Raw genomic sequence first — 22,076 nt, 5'->3', positions numbered from 1 at the left:
ATCAATAGCCTTATCAACAGCGTCAGTGGCTTTTTCCAACACATCAGATGCTGCTTTATCGGCTGCTTCCGGTGCTTTCTTTACAGCATCAGACGCCTTATCAACTGCATCAACTTTATCCGTATCATGTGCAGGATATTCGGAAGCCTTTCGTGCCGCACTTTGAACAAGTGAAGTAGAACAAGCTATGAAAACCCCCGTATAAAAGAGTGTTTTCCAATTGACTTTACGATACATTCTTTTTTCCCCTTAAGAGCTTATTGAATAGTTGAAACAAACAATCTTATTTTTAATGACTATTCATGTCACTCAACGTTGTCACAGCACGTCGATTTTGATTCCAACAGGAAATATCATCACATACCGCTACAGGTCTTTCTTTTCCGTAAGAAATTGTTTGAATCCGTTGTGCAGACACACCAAGAGACACCAAATAGTTTCGCACAGCAACAGCACGGCGCTGTCCAAGTGCCAAGTTATATTCACGTGTTCCCCTCTCATCAGCATGACCTTCGATTATAATAGAATAATAAGGATAATGAAGCAACCATTCTGCTTGGCGCGTTAAAATACGTTCAGCATCAGCATCAAGTGAAGAAGAATCGAGACTAAAAAATACGCGATCACCCACATTAACCGTAAATTCTTGTCCTGAGCCTGGTGACATCTGATTCAAACCAGCATCATTCATATAAGCGCCATTCATACCGTTAAGTACACCGACATTTTTTTTGCCACACCCACCCAAGCATAGTGAGAAAAAAAAGAGAATAGCTAAGGAATGAGAGAGGGTTTTTTTGGTAGAGCGCATAATCCGTTTCTCCTTGAGTTTCGTAAAGAAGGGTAATTTCTTAAAAATATTTTTAAGAATAACCGTTAATTCCTAATGAAGACGAAATTTTTTCTGTTTTTTTGGTCATCATTTTTACTTTTAAGCCTCTGCCAATTTTCCTTCTCTTTAGCCATTCCTCTAACATTTCTATAAGAAATGTTTCCCTTATGTGTCATGGTTTTTTATGCATCATCTTGATCTTGACGATTTTTTTGCAGCGCGTTCAGCTTTGCAAAAACTTTATCAGCGTCAAAAGTCTTATGCAGATTGTCTTCACTCTCATTTTCCTCTAGAGCAGCGTTTTCCGTCAGAGAAGCGGGAAGTAACGACCTATCTTCTTCTGCCGCAACAGGGCGATTTTTCGCCGCACGCTGGAGCTCAAAATCTAAATCAATTTGCGAACACAAACCAAGCCCTACAGGATCAAGAGGAACCAAATTTGCACTATTCCAATGGGTTCTAAGGCGGATTTGTTCAATTGTCGCTTTTGTTGTCCCAATCAACCGTGCAATTTGTGCATCTTTCAACTCGGGATGGTTCGTAACCAACCATAGGATACCATTGGGACGATCTTGGCGTCGAGAAAGAGGGATATAGCGCGCCCCTTTACGTTTTTTTTCAGGAATATGCACCCTCGATTGAGAAATTTTCAAGCGTGCATTTTGATCAGCCTCCACCCGTGCAATTTCACTACGCGTCAATTGCCCAGAACTAATGGGGTCTAAACCTTTAATACCATAAGCCGCATCACCATCGGCAATAGCTTTTACTTCCAAGACATGCAATTTACAAAATTCTGCAATCTGATCAAAAGAAAGAGCTGTATTATCAACCAACCAAACAGCTGTTGCTTTGGGCATCAAAAGTTGCGTTGCCATTTTTATAAATCCTCTTCTGCGCCTCTTCTTATGAGGCAGGTTACCGCCCACTCAAGAGCACTGGAACTTTTTTATATGCTTAGGTCTCTCCAACCACTCCTAAAACAAAGCGCGGATGGAATAAACCATTTTGCTATGAAATTACATTCTGTTATAGCGTTATTTTTGCTCAACGACAAGAGATCTCTCTTGTAATGATCCTCAACTAAGGTGTCTTTACCTTTAAGATGAATTTTCTTATAAAGGGTTTATTCGATTATTTCACCTCATGCTGCGGCACATTTATTCTGGTGGGATGCGAGCTTTATCGCCTTAAATTCTAAAGAGTGTCCAACTGGAAAGAAAGCCCTCAAACAGGAAGGAAAACTATGGCAGGCCATTCACAATTTAAAAATATTATGCACCGTAAAGGGCGTCAAGATGCTATGCGCTCGAAAATATTTTCTAAGCTTGCGCGCGAAATTACCGTAGCAGCAAAACAAGGTGCTCCTGACCCAGCCATGAATCCACGTTTAAGGCTGGCTGTTCAAAATGCCAAAGCCCAATCGATGCCGAAAGATAATATTGAACGCGCGATTAAAAAAGCGTCAGGCACCGATGTCGAAAATTATGATGAAGTACGCTATGAGGGCTATGGACCAGGTGGCGTTGCCGTCATTGTTGAAGCTTTAACCGATAACCGCAACCGCACCGCTTCAAATGTGCGCGCCGCCTTCACAAAATCAGGAGGAGCCTTAGGGGAAACAGGATCGGTCAGTTTCATGTTTAATCGGATTGGTGAAATAATCTATAAGCCAGAAGCAGGAACAGCCGATAACATCATGGATGCAGCAATTGAAGCCGGTGCTGAAGATGTACAATCAGAAGAAACCGGACATCATATTACCTGTGCATTTGAAGATATTGGTGAAGTTTCAAAAATGCTTGAAGCAAAACTTGGTGAAGCAGAATCGATTAAAACAATTTGGAAAGCCACCACCCTTGCACCAATAGATGAAGAAAAAGCTTTATCTGTTTTACGACTGATTTCAACATTAGAAGAAGATGATGATGTGCAAAATGTTTATGCCAATTTTGATGTCAGTGATGAGATTTTGGCAAAATTATCTGTATAATTTCCATCATTTGCACAAGCCCTCTCTTCATTCATGAGAGCTTCAAAAGCATTTGTCATTCTTCTTCTTTATCCGCACATATAAAAGCCCCGCGTCAATAGCGGGGTAAGCCATTGGTGCAACAAAAAACCACAATCAATCGCAGAAAACATAATCCCAAAAAGAAAGCATACAAAACTCTGTAGTCTCACGCCTTTCTTACATGCCCCCAAAATTATCCCTATATCCCCTCTCTATTCGATCTTGTTTTTCTTTAAGATTAACCTCCCCACCCTCAAGTGATGAAAATGATCTAGCCTGTAAACAATTCGGATTTTCTTAACGTATTCCTATGACGAATCACCCATGAAATTCACTTAAAACTTAAGACTCAACAAACATGCACTCCCCTAAATATTCGCCATGCACCTAAAAAACACTTAGAATATATCAAGGAGGTTTATACGCCCTATATCCCTACACTTCAAAGGGCAGTGTTTTTACAACATCATAGAATAAAAATAAGCAAATGGAAAGCCAGAGCTGATTGTTTAGCAAAGTATTGTACAAAAAGCCGGTACATCTCTCTAATCTGTTGCAAATAAATTTTTGACTTTATGGCATTAACTTTATGATATCGTATATTTCTAAAATAACGTCATTTATCTTAAAAATCTGTCCTTTTGCTCTTACCAATCAATCAATATTCAGACCTAAAACAACCGCGTACTTGAATAAAATACATCAGAGAGCAACAGCCCCCTGACAAGAGGACTCTTCACAAACAAAATTGAAGAGGAAGTTTAAAAAAATATATATAGCGACACTTTGAATAAAAAGTTGAAATCTAGAGACCTCAGAATTTTCGACTCTATTTTTTCAAGGTATTGTTTTGAATTTTTTAAGCATTTTCCCCCAAGGAAATTCCATTATCGATCAACAACCGTAGATGATAGATGAAATATACATAACTCCCCATGCCCACTATAATCAATTCCTGCTTTTAAATAATTAAAAACTATTGAGATTGTGTAAACTTGAGACTGTATTCCTTCTATATTCTGTTTTTAAGCATTTTGTTTTACTGTATATTGAGCAATGGCGACCATGCTGGATCCGAAGCATCATTGGGTGTAGGGAGTTGTCGTTCATTGCGTCCCGTAATGTCAATCGTATAGATTTTTGGTCCCATACCGGGATTTTTGCGAAAGAACATCAGCACACGACCATTGGGGGCCCACGTTGGTCCTTCATTGTGAAACCCTGTGGTTAAAATTCGTTCTCCTTGTCCATCAGGGCGCATAACACCGATAGAAAATTGTCCGCTTAATTGTTTTGTAAAGGCGATATAGTCACCCCGTGGAGACCAAATAGGTGTAGAATAACTCCCCTCGTTTAAAGAAATACGCTGAATATCACTGCCATCGGCATTCATTTTATAGATTTGCGGCTTTCCACTACGATCTGAAGAAAAGACAATTTGTTTTCCATCCGGTGAATAAGAAGCAGAAGTATCAATAGCAGAAGTTGTTGTAAGCCGCGTCATCGTACGGGTTCGTAAATCCATGGTGTAAAGATTGGCACTCCCATCATTTTGTAACAAACTCATAATGACCTTTTGTCCATCAGAAGAAAAACGCGGAGCAATTGTCATGTTATTAAACGTTCCAATCAACTCTCTTTGTCCCATTTCAATTTGTTGGAGATAAACATGAGGCACTTGATTTTCCTCATAAGCCATATAGGTCAATTCTTGTCTTTTTGGTGAAAACCGCGGTGTAAGCACCAATTCACTTCCATCAGACATATAAATCAAATTTGCTCCATCTTGATCCATCATTGCTAAACGTTTAATGCGTGCATTTTGAGGCCCTGTTTCATCGATAAAAACAATCCTTGTATCAAAATAACCACTTTCTCCTGTCATCTCACTATAGATCTCATCTGCGATCATATGTGCCACACGCCGCCAACGTTCTGTCGCGGTATAAAAACGCCGTCCTTTCAGTTGTCGCTGTCCAAAAACATCCCATAAACGAAAATCAACCCTCAATCGTCCATCGACTTCTCTCATGACTTGCCCAGTAACCAAGCCTTGCGCTTTTATTTTCTGCCAAGAAGCAAAATGCGGTTGTTTATTAGGATTAGAAATGTTTTCAAAAAAGTTTGCTTTATCAAGCGGTAAAAAAAGCCCCGACCGTTCAAGATCGGCTGTCACCACAGCAGATATTTTCAACCCAATCGAATCATTGGAAATAAAATCTGTAATTGCAATGGGAATGGGATTAAAATCAGCGCTGGAAATAGTTCCTTTCAATTGTGCATAAACCAATGAAATACTTGAAAACCACAAACCACAAGCGATAATAAATCGAGCAAAAGCTTTATATCTCCTTATAGTCGTCATGGAATGCATCCTTTCGTTAAATGATTTTTTTATCATCTTATTTCTTGAAGGGGATCAACATTAAAGTCAAAACCTTGCCCCCACAAGTCATATTGATCACGTGGGAGATCTGTATAAGGCTGGCATGAAAAAACAGCCGCGTATACCTGTCTTATCATAATAGCTTGTTGACTCTCGAGACCGCTCACAGGATCAATGATAGGATCGCCCACAACCATCCCTTCATGATCTAAGTAAAACCGCAACCGCACAACTGGACGATCTTTTAAATCACCACCAAGCGCCACAAGTTTAAGCTTCTGTTGAATACATCCCCCGGCAATATTGACCAATGTTTGTGCCATTTTTGTGGTATCATTAATATTTTTTCTTGCACCCAAAGCCTCTGGTGTATGAGAACGTTTTGCTCCCCCCCCTTGTGACCGTGCACGATTGAGCAAATTATTTTGCTCCATTGCCAAAATATCTTCAATGGTTTGTTTTTCTTGGTTTTTCTTGTTAAGCTTGGGTGTATTTTGATTCAATACAGCCCTATTTTTCATTGTAGAGTCTTCATCAAGTTTTGGTTTAAACTGTGGAAGAAGAGATTTTTCCGGAAGCACAATTTTGGGCGCTTGATGAACCACTTGCTCTGCCGGTACTTTTGGAACCGTTGGAGCCATTTCTTTTGGCGGTATCATCTCTTCATTTTTGTGCGCAACCTTGGGCGCATCTTCCAGTGCTTCCAAAGGCATCTCAGGCGCAACCTTGGGCGCATCCTCCAGTGCTTCCAAAGGCATCTCAGGCGCAACCTTGGGCGCATCCTCCAGTGCTTCCAAAGGCATCTCAGGCGCAACCTTGGGCGCATCCTCCAGTGCTTCCAAAGGCGTCTCAGGCGCAACCTTGGGCGCATCCTCTGTTTTTGCTTCTAATAATTCTGGTTTTGTAAGTTCTGGTGCAGATGTATCCGGCGTATTTTCGCTTGGTGGCGGCGGTGTTGTCTCAACGGGGAGCAGCTTTTCCTTTGGTTGAAACGGCGCAAGACTATCTATTTGTCCCTCTCCAATATGGCGTGCATCTTCTTTCTCTTGTGGTTGCATAGTTGGTTTAACGGCAGGGATTGCACGGATAGGAGCCTTCACGGCTCCTTGTTGAGAAGAAAACTCGTCCACCAAAGGAGCAAGAGTAATAGGAATTGCTTCCAATGGTTGTGGTAAAGAGATAGAGCTTGTAAACTGAATGGCTCCCCAACTGAGAAAAATGACATGGACCACAAGGGATAAAGCCAAGCCTCGTTTCATGCTATGATAGGAGTCTTTGTTCATTCTTTATGCCTTATTTATGCCTTACATTTTTTCATTTTTAATCACTCTATGCTATTTAAAAAAACATCTTAAAAACAATTAGTTATGCGAATTTTATTACTTATTATTTATTGTGCTAGACTTGCTAACGCAACTTGAGAAAACCCCGCTTTTTGAATATCCGCCAGCAGTTTTAATACTTGCTGATATTCAACAGTTTTAGCAACCCGCACAAAAACTCGTTGATCTTTTTGTGTAGCATCTGCTTCCAGAAGAGTTTTAAGGTGCGCAATCAGGGACTGTGACGTTTCATAATAATCTTGATTAATGGCAAAGCGCCCTTGCGCGTCAAGTGAAACCGTAAGGGGTGTTTTTTGCGCTTGTACGGGACCCGCTTGACTCCGCGGTAAGTCCAGAGGAACACCATTTACTAAAAGAGGGGCAGAAACCATAAAAATAATCAACAAGACCAGCATGACATCCACAAAAGGAGTGACATTGATCTCACTCATCAGTTGGCTTCGTGAATGATGCCGCCTACGTGTATTTTTGCGAGAAGAAGAAGCAACAGAAACGCCCATGGATAAGATCCTTTTTATAAAGAGGAAGGTGCTGTGCGTGTTTCATCAATACGCCGCGATACAATTGTTGAAAATTCATCGGCAAAATTTTCTATTTGTGCAATGATGCGCGCACTTTCATGAGTCAATTTGTTATAAGCAATAACGGCTGGAATTGCTGCAAACAAACCAATAGCGGTTGCCAAAAGCGCTTCTGCAATCCCTGGCGCGACAATGGCAAGTGACGTATTTTGAGAAGCTGAAATAGAAAGGAAAGACTCCATAATACCAATAACTGTTCCAAAAAGTCCGATAAAAGGTCCCGCAGATCCCAGTGTCGCAAGAAAACTTAATTTTGATTCTATTTTTTCACTTTCACGTCCCAGCGTCAAATCCATAGCCTTATCAATTCTGCTCTGCAAACTTTTCGATGTATGGGTCCCTTTTTCAAGAGATTTTTTCCATTCAACCATTGCTGCTATAAAAACTGCGGATATACTATTGGTACGTTGACTTTTGCATGATGCATAAAGATCTTCTAGCGCTTTGCCAGACCAAAATGTGCGTTCAAACTGCTTTATTTCACGCCGTATTCTCCGATACGTAAAAATTTTATCAAAAATAATTGCCCAACTCCAGATAGAAGCGAGCAGCAACCCGATCATAACACCTTTCACGATCCAACTCGCTTGCATAAACAAATGCAACATTCCAATTGTTTCTGGATTCGTTAGTTCTAAATGCGGCATAATTTTTGTCCCTCTAAATGAAAGATGCATTTTTTAAATTTTATAAAACAGATTATTTTATAGTTTCTAAATTTAAGTAAAGACTCTAGTCTCACATAAATCCATGCGCTAAAACAAGACTTGTTTCTTAAATTTCCTTAAAAAGTGATGACGAGAGACATCCCTCAATGCACGCCCCCCTCATTTCACAACAGCATTTATGAAAAATATAACGATAAAGACTTCCCTATAAATGCTATAAAAATGCATGATATTAAATCTATTATGCACCACCATCTTTACGCTCATGAAAAGAACGCTAAATCATCATACGCATTTCCAGCTTAAAATACAGTGATAAGTTTTAGCACTTGAAAAGATTCGTAAGAGGTATTTTATTCCTTTCTTAAGTATTTTTGTATCCACTCACCAACCCCGCTTGTGACATGTAAGAAAATGTTTTTGATTAATTCGCAGCAATAGAGCTTGAAAAGAAAAAATCTTACAAGTTTCAGAATTATCTAAAAATTGCAACGCAGTGAATTATCATTATAAATAAATATGTTATCATCATGAAAAATTATGCTTTGCCTCAGGCTATTGTTTCTCTCATTCTTTAATAAGATCACACCATCGGGCAAAAAAACGACACTAAACCACCCTACCACACCTCACAACAATGCGCCTCCCCCACGCACCCCTACAAGTCCTATATAATCTAGTGTAAGTCTCATGTAATCTCATTGTGTTGTGAATTTGCCTTTTTCAATGCCTATCATCTCTCTGGCACTATGGTATAACGTACAAGCTCCTGTGACATGAAAAAAGCCTTTTCATATCTTTACTTCATGAAAACCGGCTTCTTCGCTCTCTTTGCTCACTTGCGATATTTGATCATTATTGCATTGAGAATGATCCATAAGGAACATTTTTTCAATTTTTTTCAATGATTTATATTGCTCTCTTATGATGCGTAAGCAAATGATTTTAATTGTTTCAACATGAACAGATTTGAAATGAAAGTATTTTATTCTATTCCTCTATTGGGGTTTGTGCCCGTGAGAAGTGATAATTTATCTTTCTCAGTCAATATATTATATAGAATAATATGCTTTTGAAACTTTAAATCAAGAATACATTTCTGCTTTATATACATTGATCTCTCACTCATTTACTACGCTTAGAAGCGCACATAAATCGCGCGTTATAGCACATAAAGTCATGCATGATGGATAGAAATGGATGAGAGACGCGCTCTTGTGAGACCAAATGATAGTCCAGTAAAAAAACAAATCAAATTGCTTAAAAACACCCTTTGGGTGTTTTGAGACAATTTTCGACCTAATAGCTTATTATCACTTTATTGCAATATGTTGCTGGGTATATACATTTTTATTTCTTTTTATATTTTGTACTTTTCGCTGTTTTCTGATGCCAACAAACCTTTCTTCAAAAGAAAGAAAAATATCTTGAGCTTATAGCAGAAAATGGATGATATGACATTGATTTTGAATCATAACATGGATGAAGCGTGTTTAATTTTGTGGGATATCATCTTCAATTTATTGTAGTTTCTTCAATTTATTGTAGTTATTGTAGCAGAGGTGCTTTCTTTTGCTGTATCATATAACCTTATTGGAAAACATTTAGGCTATAATAAATGTATAGTCTTAGATTATAGATTACTTTATATCTGCTGATCTCTCCTGAAGCGGCTGTTTCAATGAAGCACACTTTTAACCAAGCATTTTTGCAAAAAGCTCTTTGGGTAAACGTCGCGGTTTTGCCTCCTCATTAATCAGAGCAATTTCAACTTTGGCTGTTACCAACGTAATCGCCTCATGCAAAATAGATTGCTCCATAAAAAAGCGGGCCCCTTGGATATGAGTAACACGTGTTTTAACAACTAAAAGATGATCAATTTTAGCTGGTCTTGAAAAATTAATTTCCATATGACGAACAACAAAAAATAGTTTTTCCCCCTCACCCCCTGCTGCTAACATCTTATTATTAAAACCGGTATCCCGTAAAAACTCTGAACGTCCTCGTTCAAAAAACTCAAGATAACGCGCATGATAAACCACACCGGAAAAATCTGTATCCGCAACATAAACGCGGACTTGAAAATTATGAAAAGCGTTTGTATGATTGCTCTTAAAAGGTGTTATTTCTGTCATCGACTTCATATCCCATAAAATCATCTAATATAGCTAATATAGCAAATTGTTTATCATTCAAAATGATTGAACACATTTTTGTGTTGAAGTTGTGAAAAGCAAAAGCACAACCCCTCACTAGGGACAAACCTTTTCGACCAGAATATGTTAAAGGCAGCACATCTCTTGTATTTTATGACCTTGCTATAAAATGTTCAAATAGTTTCTTTTAATGAAGGGATGCCTTAGTCATCTTCCCCATCCCATAAAGACGTCTGAAGTGATGAATTGTCTTGAGCATCAGAAAGTTGAGAACGCCTTTGTATAGACGTTATAGAAGCAGGGGCAGAAAGCCCTAAATGGCTCCAAGCCTTTTCAGTTAGAATGCGTCCACGAGCGGTTCTTTGAATAAAACCTTGTTGGAGCAAATACGGTTCAACAATATCTTCAATAGCATCGCGTGGTTCTGATAAAGCAGCAGCAATTGTTTCAATCCCCACCGGTCCCCCTAAAAAAGTTTCCGCAATCAGGAGCAAGTAGCGGCGGTCAAGCGGATCAAGCCCAAGATGATCAACCTCAAGGCGCGAAAGCGCTTCATCGGCAATTTTTTGGTCAATTTGTTTTGCTTGTTTAACCAAAGCAAAATCACAAACGCGCCGTAAAAGCCGTCCGGCAATACGAGGGGTCCCCCGTGCTCGGCGTGCAATTTCATGAGCACCATCATCACTGATCTTGACGGCAAAAAGCCGCGCATTACGCTGCACAATATATTCCAATTCTTCTATCGTATAAAAATTGAGACGAATTGGGATGCCAAAACGGTCTCTCAGCGGTGTGGTCAAAAGCCCCAAACGTGTGGTTGCCGCTACCAAAGTAAATTTAGCCAGATCAATTTTCACCGAGCGTGCGGCCGGCCCCTCCCCAATGATCAAATCCAGTTGATAATCTTCCATGGCTGGATAAAGAATTTCCTCAATCGCCGGATTTAAGCGATGAATTTCATCAATAAACAAGACATCACGTTCTTCAAGATTGGTCAAGAGAGCGGCTAAATCTCCTGCTTTAGCGATGACCGGCCCTGAAGTAGAGCGAAAATTAACGCCTAATTCTTTTGCCATAATCTGTGAAAGCGTTGTTTTTCCCAGCCCCGGTGGTCCTACAAACAAAACATGATCCAGCGCTTCTTGCCGCGTTTTTGCTGCTTCAATAAATATTTTTAAATTAGCCCGTGCCGCTTCTTGACCAATAAAGTCATCGAGAACTTGTGGCCTCAAGGAACGATCTGGATCGTTAGGAAGGGGGGCGGAACCCAGAAGGCGTTTATCTTCATCTTTATGCATTGTTACCTTGATTTTAAGTAGGAGAAGAAAGCAATTTGAGACTATGGCGGATCAGCAGGGCAGAAGAAACAGTTTCGCCCTCAAGAGCGTTCATCGCAAGAGCAAGAGCACGGGATGCATGCTCCCGTTCAAACCCTAGCTTCATCAACGCGGAAAGCGCATCATGCGCAGGTTGATTGGTCATCTCACGCTGAGAAACCGAAACAGTCTTGACCGCTTGTTCAAAGGGGAGTGTTTTACTTTTCAGTTCACCCACAATTCTTTCACTGACTTTTTTACCAACGCCCGGCGCTCGACTAATCATTGCAATATCGTTTAAAGCAATAGCCTGTGCAAGTTCATCTGGCGATAAAGTACCCAAGATTGCCAAAGCAACCTTTGCCCCTACTCCAGGAACATTTTGTAGAAGACAAAACCACTCCTGTTCCGCTCTTGTCGCAAAACCAAAAAGGCGAATTGCGTCTTCCCGAACATGCGTTTCAATAAAAAGGCTTAACGCCTCCCCAACAGAGGGCAAAGAAGGACGCAGCCGATTTGACACAAAAACAACATACCCCACACCGTGCACATCAAGAAGGATATGATCATCAAAGATATGTTCAAGGGTGCCCTTTAATTTGCCAATCATGTTGCCCCCCCAATCATATCGCCTTCCTTGCCTGATAAGATCGGTCAATACTGTTACGGTGCATACTATGACAAAGAGCAAGAGCAAGAGCATCAGCCGCATCACTGCTATCAAATTCAGCCCGTGGGAGGAGAACTTTGACCATCATATGGATTTGTTCTTTAGCCCCATGTCCAACCCCAATAACTGATTTTTTCACTTTGTTGGGCGCATATTCAAAAACAGGAAGATTTGCTTGCGCAGGAACCAGCAGTGCAATTGCACGCGCTTGCCCAAGTTTTAAAGTTGCTGTAGCATCTTTGTTGACAAACACATGTTCTACAGCAGCTTCATGAGGCATAAATTGATGCACAACCTCTGAAAGACCTTTGTGGATCTGACATAGTCTGGAAGCCAGCTCACGCTGTACATCAGAAGAAACCGTCCCTGCTGCAATAAACTGAAGACGATTACCCACAACATCGATAACGCCCCACCCTGTACGCCGTAATCCGGGATCAATGCCTATAATACGAATCGTCTCTGCCATAAACTACAGTCTATACACTTTTCCCCCCTATGAATAAAGATGTGAATAAAGACAAGACCACAAAGAAACCAGCAACCCAAGACAAAACCAGTAAAAAGATAATCATCCTCCCAAATTTATACAATTATAACACACAACGAACAGCATCTTTATGGAACATACTTTATGAAGCGTAACTGAAATCAATCAAAACCATTCACACATCACAAGCAAGCACCCGATCAAGCACCCTCTAAAGCATAAAAATTCCCTTTCTATATCATATCCAATGCCATAACGGTTAAACATCGCAAGCGAGCAAAGAGAGAATGCTGAATTGCACATTCATAATGTGTAAAGAGGCTATGAAACGGATGCTACACACTTTGCGAAAACTTTTTACATTATAGCATGACGCTATCATTATAACTCAACACATTGATTTATAATGATAATTAATTATTTTGTATGTTGCATAAGAATCCCGAATATCCTAAAATTTTCTCATTACAAGTCTGTTTATCTTGAATCAATCAAAACCATTCGCTTACATATGAAACGTGGGATTGCCGTATAGAGTGAAACTGTACAAGAAAGGACTAAAAATGCCTCTAATGAATTATCTCAAGTTCCAAAGGCTGTTGCAACATTGGGGACTGGCAAAGATGATGATCGTGCCGGCTTTTTCCTTTGCAAGCGTAAAGATGAGAGAGGCTCAACGGATGTGAATAAGAACTGAGAGGTGTTTTTGAATATACCCATCACACCACAATGACATCGCGTAGAGAGGGACATTTCATAGAGAGAAACATGCATGGGGGCACAGGGAACCCATGGGACATTCATTATATGGCACTTTATTTTGGATATTTTATTTTACGCGAGGGAAAATACCTTCCATTCAAAACAAAAGAAGCCCAAAAACTGTAACAATGTGTATCATCCTCATTAACACACACTTTACAGCAGCTTTATAGGCATAAATTATAGAGCATAAATAAATTGATGTACAAGCCCCTGCTCTATCTTAGAGCCAGATCATTATCAGAGCCAAAACAAAATCACACGATAGATCAACAGAAAGTGTTCCAGCTGCAATCAACCAAAGTCGATTTCCCACAAAACCAACCATACTCCACCCCATGCCATAATTTACAATCAATACCTATACCCTTCAGCTATAAGCTCAAGATATTTCCTACGCTCAAATAGAAATTAGGCAGAAAAAAGCACTCTAGATTAGTTTTAGTTGTGAAATTTCGGTTATAAAAAATGGATATACTGCTCTAAATATCGCAAGAAAGAAGCAAGGAGCTATTATTCTCAGCACGCCCAAAAGCTGTTTTCAGTAATTCGATTTATTTTCCCACTAGATTATCATCGTTCAAGATAAAGCCACCGCTTATTGACCAAAGTGCTTAAACTACAGCAGCATCTCTAAATGAAAAAAATGCATGCTTCTAAACGCAATGAATGAGAAACAAATTGGCGAAAAACTTCTGGCAATTCATGCCAATGAGGGGTTTCAAGTTCCAATGTCGGTGTATGAAGTAACACTTTTACAATTTCTTTTTTTATTTGTTCTGACGACATTTCCCCTTCGCACAAAGCAAGGGGAGTCCCTCTAAGAACGCCCAAAGGCTGTTTTGAGCAATTCGATTTGTTTTCCCACTGGATTATCATCTTCTAAATCACAGGAAGCCGCAGTTTCCCACCCAGCACGCATATAGGTTATGCGTGCTTCTAAACGCAATGAATGAGAAACAAATTGGCGAAAAACTTCTGGCAATTCATGCCAATGAGGGGTTTCAAGTTCCAATGTCGGTGTATGAAGTGACACTTTTACAATTTCTTTTTTTATTTGTTCTGACGACATTTCCCCTTCGCGCTCTGCTCGAAGAAGAAGGAGTTGAGAGGCAATTTGCATAAGTCGTGTACTTAAATACATAGCCTCTTTTGCATAGATTGCAGAAACTTCTGTCGAAAGGGAGCGTGCCACTAATTTCCCTTCTGAGTCAATATACGCTGCGGTTTTTTCAATCAGCGCCATTGTTTCTTCATAGAGACGATTAAAAGCATTTTCAAAAGCATTATGCTCAATCATGATAATAGGTTCATCATATGGACGTTTATGTACACTCACGCTTTTATACTCCAAGTATCAGCACAAAATCACACTCTTCAACGAACAGAGTATTAAAAAGTTTCTTTTGTTGCTGTGTAGAACGCTTTTTTTTAAAACTGCTACCTCTTTTAATTTTTTTGCGCAACGCACTTTTTATACTAAGGTTAACGTGCCCAACAAACACTATAGGAATGTTTTTTATAAACGGATCATTTTCCTTGAAAATGACCACTGCCAAGATTGCCGTTTTTCACAATAATAAGCGACTCCAAATTGCAAAGCAATACCCGTTATTATTAAGAGGGTATCGGAAAAAACCGTTTCTGTCATCACTGTTTTTATAATTTGTCCAAACATCGCAAAAATGGTTCCCGTTACAAAGACCGGTAAACTATGTTTTCCTAAAATTGCTAAAGGATGTTTCTGAGAGACATAAAACCATTTATTGATGCGCGGCAAAGAAAGAATGAGAAAGGCTAATGCAAGAACATGGAGTAAACGTGGCAAGCTTAAAAAGGTTTTATTAAAGTTCAACAATGGGGAAGACCAGCCAAGCCACCCCAAAATGCCCCACCAATTTAAGCGAACCCATAACAGCGCCAACAAGAGATACGCTGCCGCACAAACAATCCAAAAAGACTGAAAAGCGATTTTTTTTCCTTGTTTAAGCGCTAAAGTACTGGTCAATCCTATGACAAATAAGAATTGCCAAGACAAAGGATTTAAAAACCACTTTCCCTTTAAAGGATAAGAAGGAGGAGCAATTTTGTAAAATCCGCAGATAAGATACAATGTAAAGGAGCCCAAAAGCAGCCATTTTGTCTGCTTACAACTCAAATAAAGGATAAAAGGCGCAAAAAACATCAAAACGATATAAAGAGGAAGAATATTATTATATCCCAATTGATGCCCAAAGCTTAAGGTACTCAAAAATGCGATACCAGGCTCTTTAAAAAAGAGTCCCACATTGTTCATCGATAAAAGTTTTTCTGTTCGCCATAATAAAAAGGCAGCAAAAAAAAGACTTAACGTGACAAAAGTAGTAAAAAGATATGCACCATAGAGCTGCAGAGCTCTGTACCAAAGTTTTCGGATAATAAAAGCAAAGGATTTTTGCTGTAATCGTCCATGAAAGCTTAACCCAAGAGCAATCCCTGAAAGCAAAACAAACACTTCTGCACAATCAGAAAAACCGAAATTTCTATGAGTAAAAGACTCATAGATCGTTCTGGGAATATGGTTGATGAAAATCGTCAATAAGGCCAAAGAACGAAAAACATCAATGCGTGTATCACGATGAGAAGGTTGAGTATTATGCTCAAGAATACCTTGGTATTTCATCAGTGGACTCCCACACGTCACAAACCCCTTGAAGTCCCAATAAAAATGGTGCTTACCCTTATTGCCAACAAGCATGAACAGGATGAAATTTTAATTTTTAAGAGTCAAGTTTCATTTTAAGCGTTTATTTTTTTTAAAGCAAAAGTTTTTTAAAGGCAAAAGAACGAAAAGCGTCCATACGTGTATCACAACAAAAAGGCGACATATTATGCTTAAAAACACTCTCATTTCTCATAAACAGGCTTCCACACACCCACAAATCCTTTAAATTACGTGAAAATGGTGGTCACTTTCATCGCAAATAAGCATAATAGAATGAAACTTTAATTTTTAAGCGTTATTTTTTCTAAGAAACAGGGATTTGACATGACACAACAAAAAAATAAACCAATTGATCCACCTCTTTTCCCTCAGTTGATTTTAACACTTGATGTTCGGCGCAACACCCCACACACATTTTTGCAGCAAATTTTACAAACAAAGTCTTTTGCATGCGTCATCCTCTATGATTCTGAAAAGTTGAAAGATGATAGCTCTTTTTTACAACAACAAGCGCAAACCTACGCAGAAGATATTCAACATCATGACGCAGCCCTTCTCATCGCTGATGACAGCCGCATTGCTGGGCGCATAAAGGCTGATGGATTACACATAGAAAATGATCTTAACGCTCTTGAAAGCTTCAAAAATCAGCAAAAGGAACAAAAAATCATAGGCTTTGGCAATCTACGCAATCGCCATAGTGCTATGCTTGCAGCGGAAACAGGTGTTGATTACCTGTTCTTTGGAAAACTCGGGGCTGATAAAAAACCCCAAGCGCACCCCCGCAATCTCCAGTTAGCAACATGGTGGGCAGAAATTATGCAAACCCCCGCCATTATCCAAGCAGGGAGCGATTTTTCAACCTTTGATGAAGTCTTAAAGACTGGATGTGAATTCATTGCTGTAGAAGAAATCATTTTGGAGAACGATAACCCCTTAATACTGCTTAAAACAATGCAAGAAAAATGTGAGAAAACCCCCTTGTAATATAGGAGGAGAATTTATAAATAAAGCGTTAATAAAAATCCAAACACTCACCACTATATTACTTATATAGAACACACAATAACAGATAAAGAGGATACCTCGAAACTCAATAAAATTGCTTAATAATTCAATCAAATTGATGAAAAAACTAGCGTCTTTTTTTCATATAATATATAGAGAAAAGGATCATAAAAATTTTCTAGTTCAAAATCTTATAAAGACGAAGCATTATGATTGCGGGGGAATTTGTCATTGTTAATGTTGATCACTAATACCAACAACGAATGATAGAGATATGAAGGGGACATAAAAAATGGAATACAAATACAGAGGGCCGTTTGAATACAATGGAACACTTGAAGATCTTAAAAACATAATTCGCAAAACTGGATATCAAATCACAGATGTTAAAGCCATACAAAAAAGTCCCTATGGTTTTACGTATAAGATTGAAGCCTCTGAAAGAAGAAGCATTCTTTGGGATGATACCACAGGAAAAACAGTCATTCTAGGTGAAAAAATTTTCTGCCATGAGCTAGAAAAAGCTTTTGCAAAGCATCTAGAAGAAACATCAACGATTCCTTCCTCAAAAACTGCCTCCAATACATCAAATAAAAAAATTTTTATTGTTCATGGTCATGATTGTTATGCCTTAACGGAGCTTGAAAATGCTCTTCTCAAGCTTGGTCTCGAACCATACATCTTACAAAATACGAGTGGCAATGGTTTACCCATCATTCAAACTTTGAAAAAAGAAATTTGTGACAGTTCTATAAGTTTTGGTATTGTACTCCTCACGCATGATGACATGGGTTATGCTATATCTCAAGGTGAAGAAAAAATTCAACCCCGTGCACGACAAAACGTTATTTTCGAAATGGGCATGTTAACTGCCGCGCTTCCTCTTGAGAGGATTGCTATTCTACAAAAAGAAGGCATTGAAATGCCTTCAGATGTTAATGGAGTTTACTACCTTTCTTTTAAAGAACAGGTCAAAGAAACATTTCCCAAACTTATTACGCGCTTAGGAGAAGCTGATTTCTCTTTTAATACAAATACAATTACTCGTGCATTAAATTAAATTTGAATAATGCTTATGTTTATTTTTTAAAGCGCACACCCAAAATCACAAGGCACTCCACCACATTCCACAGACACACATCCTATAGCACAGAGAAACGATCACCCCCCCCTTCTTCAAACAGCAAGCGATTGTGCAAATTTTAATGAAGAGACCGCGTGTAAATTCATTACCATAGAAGAAATCATTTTAATCCCTTTGATAAACACGGAGGCTGTTGTCATGATTTTGGTAATTGTTCCAGAGAGATTTAAGAAGCAGATAGCCTCTCATTAGATTAAAGAAAAATAGGAAATTCACGTCGGGCATGTACTACAGCTACAATTTCGATTTGATGTGCAGCTACTCGATACAATATAAGGTAATTTGGATGCGCTACAATTTCTCGTAATCCTAATACCTTCTCACTCTGTCTGTATAAATATGGATGTTCTGCCAATGGCAGTACGGATGCTTCCAAAAACCTTTTCATTCGGCGCGCAGCAGATGGATTTTCGCGAGCAATATAAGTTAAAATCTGACGCAAATCGTCGCGCGCCGAAGACAACCAAAACCGGAAGCATCACTTGTCCTGTTCAGCTTCAAGCTGACTGATTATAACTTCCATTTCAGCCATAACCTCATCATGCGGAATAGGAGGATATGGATTTGCAAGACTGCTCGCTACCTTATCGCGCAGCCATGCAGTGTAGCTGCTTTCCTGTTCAACGGTTTCGAACTCTGAAATTAGCGGAGAAAGGGTGGTCTTCATAATATATGTCCTTTCTATTCCTGAATATTGGAGATAATTACTCTTGTCTATGTTGTCAATATTAGCGAATTGAAAATGTTTAACTTTTAAGCGTCCAAAGTTCTTTTGATCTTAAAACTTAAGGCTTTTTAACCCTCTCAAAAAACACGGGGGCTGTTGTCATGATTTTGACAATCATTCCAGAAAGGTTTAAGAGGCAGATAGCCTCTCAGTAAAAAACAAATTTTGTAAGTAAAAAACTATTTTTATTGTAAATTTCCTGAAATTACTTTATGAATTAAAAGATGTTTTGGTCGCATACGCAACGACCAAGAGGGTCTTGAAAGCCCGAAAATCTAAACATGAATTTACCCCACTTTGTGGGTATCCCGGAATTCCGGGAGTTTTTGCTATGTCCAGGTGCTTTAAGCACTAAAAGCAAAAAAAGCTGATTAGATTTCAGTACTTTCAAGCTCCCGGAATACTCATGCGAGGGCGCTCGCAACCGGCGGGGAAAAATGCAATCTCAAAATCTTAATATTGATCTTTTTATTGGCAAAAAAATTCGTTTGAGACGAAAAATGCTAAAAATGTCTCAAACAACTTTAGGGCACGCTTTAGGCGTAAGTTTCCAACAAATCCAGAAATATGAAAACGGCTTAAATCGTGTCAGCGCAGGGCGATTAAAGAAAATTTCCGATATCTTGAATGTTCCACTTTCCTTTTTTTACGCGGATATCATTACAAAACAGCAGTCCCCATACCACCATGATGAAATCGCATCAAGCACAGAGGAATACCTGCTGCTCAAAAGATTTAGAGTTCTAACAACGGTAAAAAAGAAAGCCTTTTTACAGCTGATCTCTGATGAGAATGCAAGCTAACATAACGCGATAGCGCACGCTATTCATAAGCATTCATACGTATTTTTAAAAACAACCTCCATTGTAAGCATGTTTTCATTTTAGGGGGGGAGAAACCCTTGATATAATAGAAGATAAGCATCTTTACACACGATACCCCTTTATCATTATTATTTTTAACAGGACTGTTTTAAATAGTCTGTCTCTCGTCGACATTTATGCTACTTTTTTTAATTTACCCAAACCTACCTTGAACCAAGACGAAAAACTGAGAGATAAAAAGTAATATAGAAATGAAATTCTTATACGGCTTGTAATGATGAAAAAAAAATGTGAAAATTCTGATCGGTAATGAGGAGAAAACACCATGATCAAGAGAAGCGTGAAGCTGCTTATCTTAGGCGTGATTGGGCTTGCAAGTTCTGCTGTAAGTTCAGCGGGAAACACTGAAGAAATCTCAAATTCTGAAAGCTCTTTCAATACGATTCAAGAAGCTTCAAACACTCAAGAACCCTTTCAGCCCTTAAAAGCTGGAGACTATGACCAAGCCTATGACTATTACATCCAAGGTTATTATTTAAAAGCTTTTCGTGAAGCACTCCGACGTGCTGAAAAAAATGATCCTTTTGCACAAACTCTTCTTGCCCGAATTTATATGGAAGGATGTGCTGTTCCTCTTGACGGTGCGCGTGCGGCTTTATGGTTTAAACGCGCTGCAAAACAGGGGGAACCCCAAGCACAACTACGCTATGGACTTATGTTGTTTGATGGTAACTTTATAAAACAAAATCAAGGGCTTGGTGAGCAATTCATTCAAAAAGCTGTCAAAGCAGGCGTCAAGGAAGCCTATTTTTATTATGGACAACTGCTTCTTTATAAAGCCTCACAGGAAAAACAAGCTCTCCCAGGTGTTTCTTCCCAAAGTCGTGAAAATGAAGCAATCGAGCAAGCTTTAAAATGGTACTTAAAAGGTGCTGCTCTTGGCGATGCTGAAGCTGCTTTTTCTGCTGCAAAAATTCTTTCCTTAGGCACGTTAAAGCGACCAAAAGATGATCGCAATGCCCGCAAGCTCATGGAGGTAGCGGCTCAAAACAACCACTTAAAAGCTCAACTTCTTTTAGCGCAATGGCTTGTACAGGGGCGTGGAGGAGAAACAGATTTTCAGCGTGCTTTTCATTTACTTCAAAGAAATGCCGTCAACATGATTGCGCCGGCACAAATTTCCCTTGCAAGGCTTTATCGAGATGGCACAGGAACAAAAGGCGATATAATAATGGCAGCAGCATGGTATATGCTCGCAAAGGAAGCAAAAATGCAAGCCCCTGATCTTGAAATAATGCTCCAAGGCATGGATAAGGCACAACTAGAAAAAGCGCACAAAGAAGCAATAAAGCTCCTTCCTGTTTTTTAAAATACTCCTCTCTGCATCAAAAAGATAAAATTTATAGAAATTCTGGGAGATTTTGCACTGTCTAGGTGCTCTCAGCACTAAAAGCAAAATGCTGATTTGAGTTCAGTATTTTCAAGCTCTCGGAATACTAATAACGAGGACGCTCGCACTCGGAGGGGGCTTTAAAATGCGAGCCAAAAATCTTGATAACGACATTTTCATTGGTAAAGAAAACGCACTGGTATCATTTGCTTAAGCAAACAATATCCAATAAGCAAAAGAGCTAGGCTATCCCGAAAATTCCGCAAGCTCTATTTTTTTATTCTTTTTGCTTGGATGAAAAATACGCCGCCTCTCAGTAAAAAACTATTTTTTATTGTAAATTTACTGAAATTACTTTATGACTTGAAAAGTGTTTTGGTCGCATACGCAACGACCAATAGGGCCTTGAAAACCCTATAATCCGAACGCGAAAATAAACCCGCTTTTTGGGTATCCCGGGATTCCGGGAGTTTTTGCTATGTCCAGGTGCTTTAAGCACTAAAAGCAAAAAGGCTGATTCGGATTCAGTATTTTCAAGCTCCCGGAATACCAACGCGAGAGCGCTCGCACTCGGAGGGGGCTTTAAAATGCGAGCCAAAAATCTTGATAACGACATTTTCATTGGTAAAGAAATTCGTTTGAGACGAAAAATGCTAAAAATTTCTCAAAAAACATTAGGTCAACATTTAGGTGTTACTTTCCAACAAATCCAGAAATATGAAAACGGCTTAAATCGTGTTAGCGCAGGGCGTTTAAAAGAAATTGCCGATATCTTAAATGTTCCACTTGTCTTTTTCTATGCGGACACCTCAGCAAAACAACAGCCCCCATACCCTCATGATGAAATCGCATCAAGTACAGAAGAATACCTGCTGCTCAAAAGATTTAGAGTTCTAACCTCGATAAAACAAAGAGCCATTTTACAGCTCATCTCTGATAAGAATACAAACGAACACCCTGTGACAACACACCACGCTCTATCACATGAGACACTCATAATAAACTCCGTATTCACATATTCTTAATTAAAAACACCTCATGGTTTTATGGAACTTATATCA

At 39.1% G+C, this 22,076-nt stretch carries 22 protein-coding genes and 2 pseudogenes; 6 read left to right on the top strand and 18 right to left on the bottom strand.

The features are described 5' to 3' along the window. The 3 genes and pseudogenes from ACFIKI_RS05930 to ACFIKI_RS05920 form a co-directional block, all read right to left on the bottom strand. Nucleotides 1-237, bottom strand: a pseudogene (locus ACFIKI_RS05930) (tol-pal system protein); the annotation flags it as partial. 52 nt (nt 238-289) lie between these two features. Then, the gene (pal, locus tag ACFIKI_RS05925; RefSeq protein WP_375666287.1) at nt 290-811 is read right to left on the bottom strand and encodes a peptidoglycan-associated lipoprotein Pal; all 522 of its coding nucleotides are present in this window, start codon (nt 809-811) and stop codon (nt 290-292) included. A 203-nt stretch (nt 812-1,014) separates the two neighbouring features. Beyond that, nucleotides 1,015-1,710: a DUF1013 domain-containing protein gene (locus tag ACFIKI_RS05920; RefSeq protein WP_375666285.1), complete on the bottom strand. Its 696-nt coding sequence runs from the start codon at nt 1,708-1,710 to the stop codon at nt 1,015-1,017. A 368-nt stretch (nt 1,711-2,078) separates the two neighbouring features. On the opposite strand from ACFIKI_RS05920, the gene ACFIKI_RS05915 reads away from it, so the two are divergent. Next, nucleotides 2,079-2,825, top strand: coding sequence for a YebC/PmpR family DNA-binding transcriptional regulator (locus ACFIKI_RS05915; protein ID WP_375622617.1), 747 nt, complete (start codon nt 2,079-2,081; stop codon nt 2,823-2,825). A gap of 1,060 nt (nt 2,826-3,885) precedes the next feature. On the opposite strand, the gene tolB is transcribed toward ACFIKI_RS05915, so the two are convergent. From tolB to ACFIKI_RS05850, 13 genes are all read right to left on the bottom strand, one after another. Further along, on the bottom strand, nt 3,886-5,211 hold the full coding sequence (gene tolB / locus ACFIKI_RS05910; RefSeq protein ID WP_375666283.1) for a Tol-Pal system beta propeller repeat protein TolB: 1,326 nt from the start codon (nt 5,209-5,211) through the stop codon (nt 3,886-3,888). Nucleotides 5,212-5,243: 32 nt separating this feature from the next. Then, the gene (locus ACFIKI_RS05905) at nt 5,244-6,515 is read right to left on the bottom strand and encodes a cell envelope biogenesis protein TolA (protein ID WP_375666281.1); all 1,272 of its coding nucleotides are present in this window, start codon (nt 6,513-6,515) and stop codon (nt 5,244-5,246) included. Nucleotides 6,516-6,622: 107 nt separating this feature from the next. Further along, a complete protein-coding gene (gene tolR / locus ACFIKI_RS05900; RefSeq protein ID WP_375666280.1) occupies nt 6,623-7,075 on the bottom strand; it encodes a protein TolR in 453 nt (150 codons plus the stop codon). Nucleotides 7,076-7,089: 14 nt separating this feature from the next. Then, nucleotides 7,090-7,803 (bottom strand): protein TolQ, encoded by a 714-nt coding sequence (tolQ, locus tag ACFIKI_RS05895; RefSeq protein ID WP_375640353.1) that lies wholly within the window; start codon nt 7,801-7,803, stop codon nt 7,090-7,092. A 1,715-nt stretch (nt 7,804-9,518) separates the two neighbouring features. Next, a complete protein-coding gene (ybgC, locus tag ACFIKI_RS05890; RefSeq protein ID WP_375666308.1) occupies nt 9,519-9,959 on the bottom strand; it encodes a tol-pal system-associated acyl-CoA thioesterase in 441 nt (146 codons plus the stop codon). 224 nt (nt 9,960-10,183) lie between these two features. Continuing rightward, the gene (gene ruvB, locus ACFIKI_RS05885) at nt 10,184-11,278 is read right to left on the bottom strand and encodes a Holliday junction branch migration DNA helicase RuvB (protein ID WP_375666278.1); all 1,095 of its coding nucleotides are present in this window, start codon (nt 11,276-11,278) and stop codon (nt 10,184-10,186) included. Nucleotides 11,279-11,291: 13 nt separating this feature from the next. Next, complete coding sequence (gene ruvA, locus ACFIKI_RS05880) at nt 11,292-11,906, bottom strand: Holliday junction branch migration protein RuvA (protein WP_375666276.1); 615 nt, start codon at nt 11,904-11,906, stop codon at nt 11,292-11,294. 13 nt (nt 11,907-11,919) lie between these two features. Then, nucleotides 11,920-12,435, bottom strand: a complete 516-nt coding sequence (ruvC, locus tag ACFIKI_RS05875) for a crossover junction endodeoxyribonuclease RuvC (RefSeq protein WP_375666274.1) — start codon at nt 12,433-12,435, stop codon at nt 11,920-11,922. A gap of 603 nt (nt 12,436-13,038) precedes the next feature. Continuing rightward, entirely contained in the window at nt 13,039-13,260 is a 222-nt protein-coding gene (locus ACFIKI_RS05870) for a hypothetical protein (protein ID WP_375666272.1), read from the bottom strand. Between the two features lie 181 nt (nt 13,261-13,441). Beyond that, the gene (locus ACFIKI_RS05865; protein WP_375666270.1) at nt 13,442-13,576 is read right to left on the bottom strand and encodes a hypothetical protein; all 135 of its coding nucleotides are present in this window, start codon (nt 13,574-13,576) and stop codon (nt 13,442-13,444) included. Between the two features lie 275 nt (nt 13,577-13,851). After that, complete coding sequence (locus tag ACFIKI_RS05860) at nt 13,852-14,007, bottom strand: hypothetical protein (RefSeq protein WP_375666268.1); 156 nt, start codon at nt 14,005-14,007, stop codon at nt 13,852-13,854. A 31-nt stretch (nt 14,008-14,038) separates the two neighbouring features. Continuing rightward, on the bottom strand, nt 14,039-14,557 hold the full coding sequence (locus ACFIKI_RS05855; RefSeq protein WP_375622602.1) for a DUF1465 family protein: 519 nt from the start codon (nt 14,555-14,557) through the stop codon (nt 14,039-14,041). 180 nt (nt 14,558-14,737) lie between these two features. Next, the gene (locus tag ACFIKI_RS05850) at nt 14,738-15,880 is read right to left on the bottom strand and encodes an OpgC family protein (RefSeq protein ID WP_375666267.1); all 1,143 of its coding nucleotides are present in this window, start codon (nt 15,878-15,880) and stop codon (nt 14,738-14,740) included. 366 nt (nt 15,881-16,246) lie between these two features. On the opposite strand from ACFIKI_RS05850, the gene ACFIKI_RS05845 reads away from it, so the two are divergent. Further along, nucleotides 16,247-16,909, top strand: a complete 663-nt coding sequence (locus ACFIKI_RS05845; protein ID WP_375666266.1) for a thiamine phosphate synthase — start codon at nt 16,247-16,249, stop codon at nt 16,907-16,909. Nucleotides 16,910-17,222: 313 nt separating this feature from the next. Beyond that, a complete protein-coding gene (locus ACFIKI_RS05840) occupies nt 17,223-17,990 on the top strand; it encodes a TIR domain-containing protein (protein ID WP_375666264.1) in 768 nt (255 codons plus the stop codon). Between the two features lie 277 nt (nt 17,991-18,267). Here the strand turns inward: ACFIKI_RS05840 and ACFIKI_RS05835 are convergent, their stop codons facing one another. Both ACFIKI_RS05835 and ACFIKI_RS05830 read right to left on the bottom strand, forming a co-directional pair. Continuing rightward, a complete protein-coding gene (locus ACFIKI_RS05835) occupies nt 18,268-18,537 on the bottom strand; it encodes a type II toxin-antitoxin system RelE/ParE family toxin (RefSeq protein WP_375666263.1) in 270 nt (89 codons plus the stop codon). Between the two features lie 15 nt (nt 18,538-18,552). Continuing rightward, nucleotides 18,553-18,741, bottom strand: coding sequence for an antitoxin (locus ACFIKI_RS05830; RefSeq protein WP_375611750.1), 189 nt, complete (start codon nt 18,739-18,741; stop codon nt 18,553-18,555). A 497-nt stretch (nt 18,742-19,238) separates the two neighbouring features. Between ACFIKI_RS05830 and ACFIKI_RS05825 the strand changes: the two genes are divergently transcribed. From ACFIKI_RS05825 to ACFIKI_RS05815, 3 genes and pseudogenes are all read left to right on the top strand, one after another. Then, the gene (locus ACFIKI_RS05825; protein WP_375666261.1) at nt 19,239-19,604 is read left to right on the top strand and encodes a helix-turn-helix domain-containing protein; all 366 of its coding nucleotides are present in this window, start codon (nt 19,239-19,241) and stop codon (nt 19,602-19,604) included. A gap of 346 nt (nt 19,605-19,950) precedes the next feature. Then, on the top strand, nt 19,951-20,994 hold the full coding sequence (locus ACFIKI_RS05820; protein ID WP_375666259.1) for a tetratricopeptide repeat protein: 1,044 nt from the start codon (nt 19,951-19,953) through the stop codon (nt 20,992-20,994). A 499-nt stretch (nt 20,995-21,493) separates the two neighbouring features. After that, a pseudogene (locus ACFIKI_RS05815) lies at nt 21,494-21,965 on the top strand (helix-turn-helix domain-containing protein); the annotation flags it as partial. Nucleotides 21,966-22,076 lie beyond the last annotated feature (111 nt).

The sequence above is a fragment of the Bartonella sp. TT121SHDZB genome (genome assembly GCF_042193415.1).
Taxonomy (GTDB): Bacteria; Pseudomonadota; Alphaproteobacteria; order Rhizobiales; family Rhizobiaceae; genus Bartonella.
The sequence above is the reverse complement of the archived record's forward strand: the minus strand, read 5'-3'. Positions and strand labels throughout refer to the sequence as shown.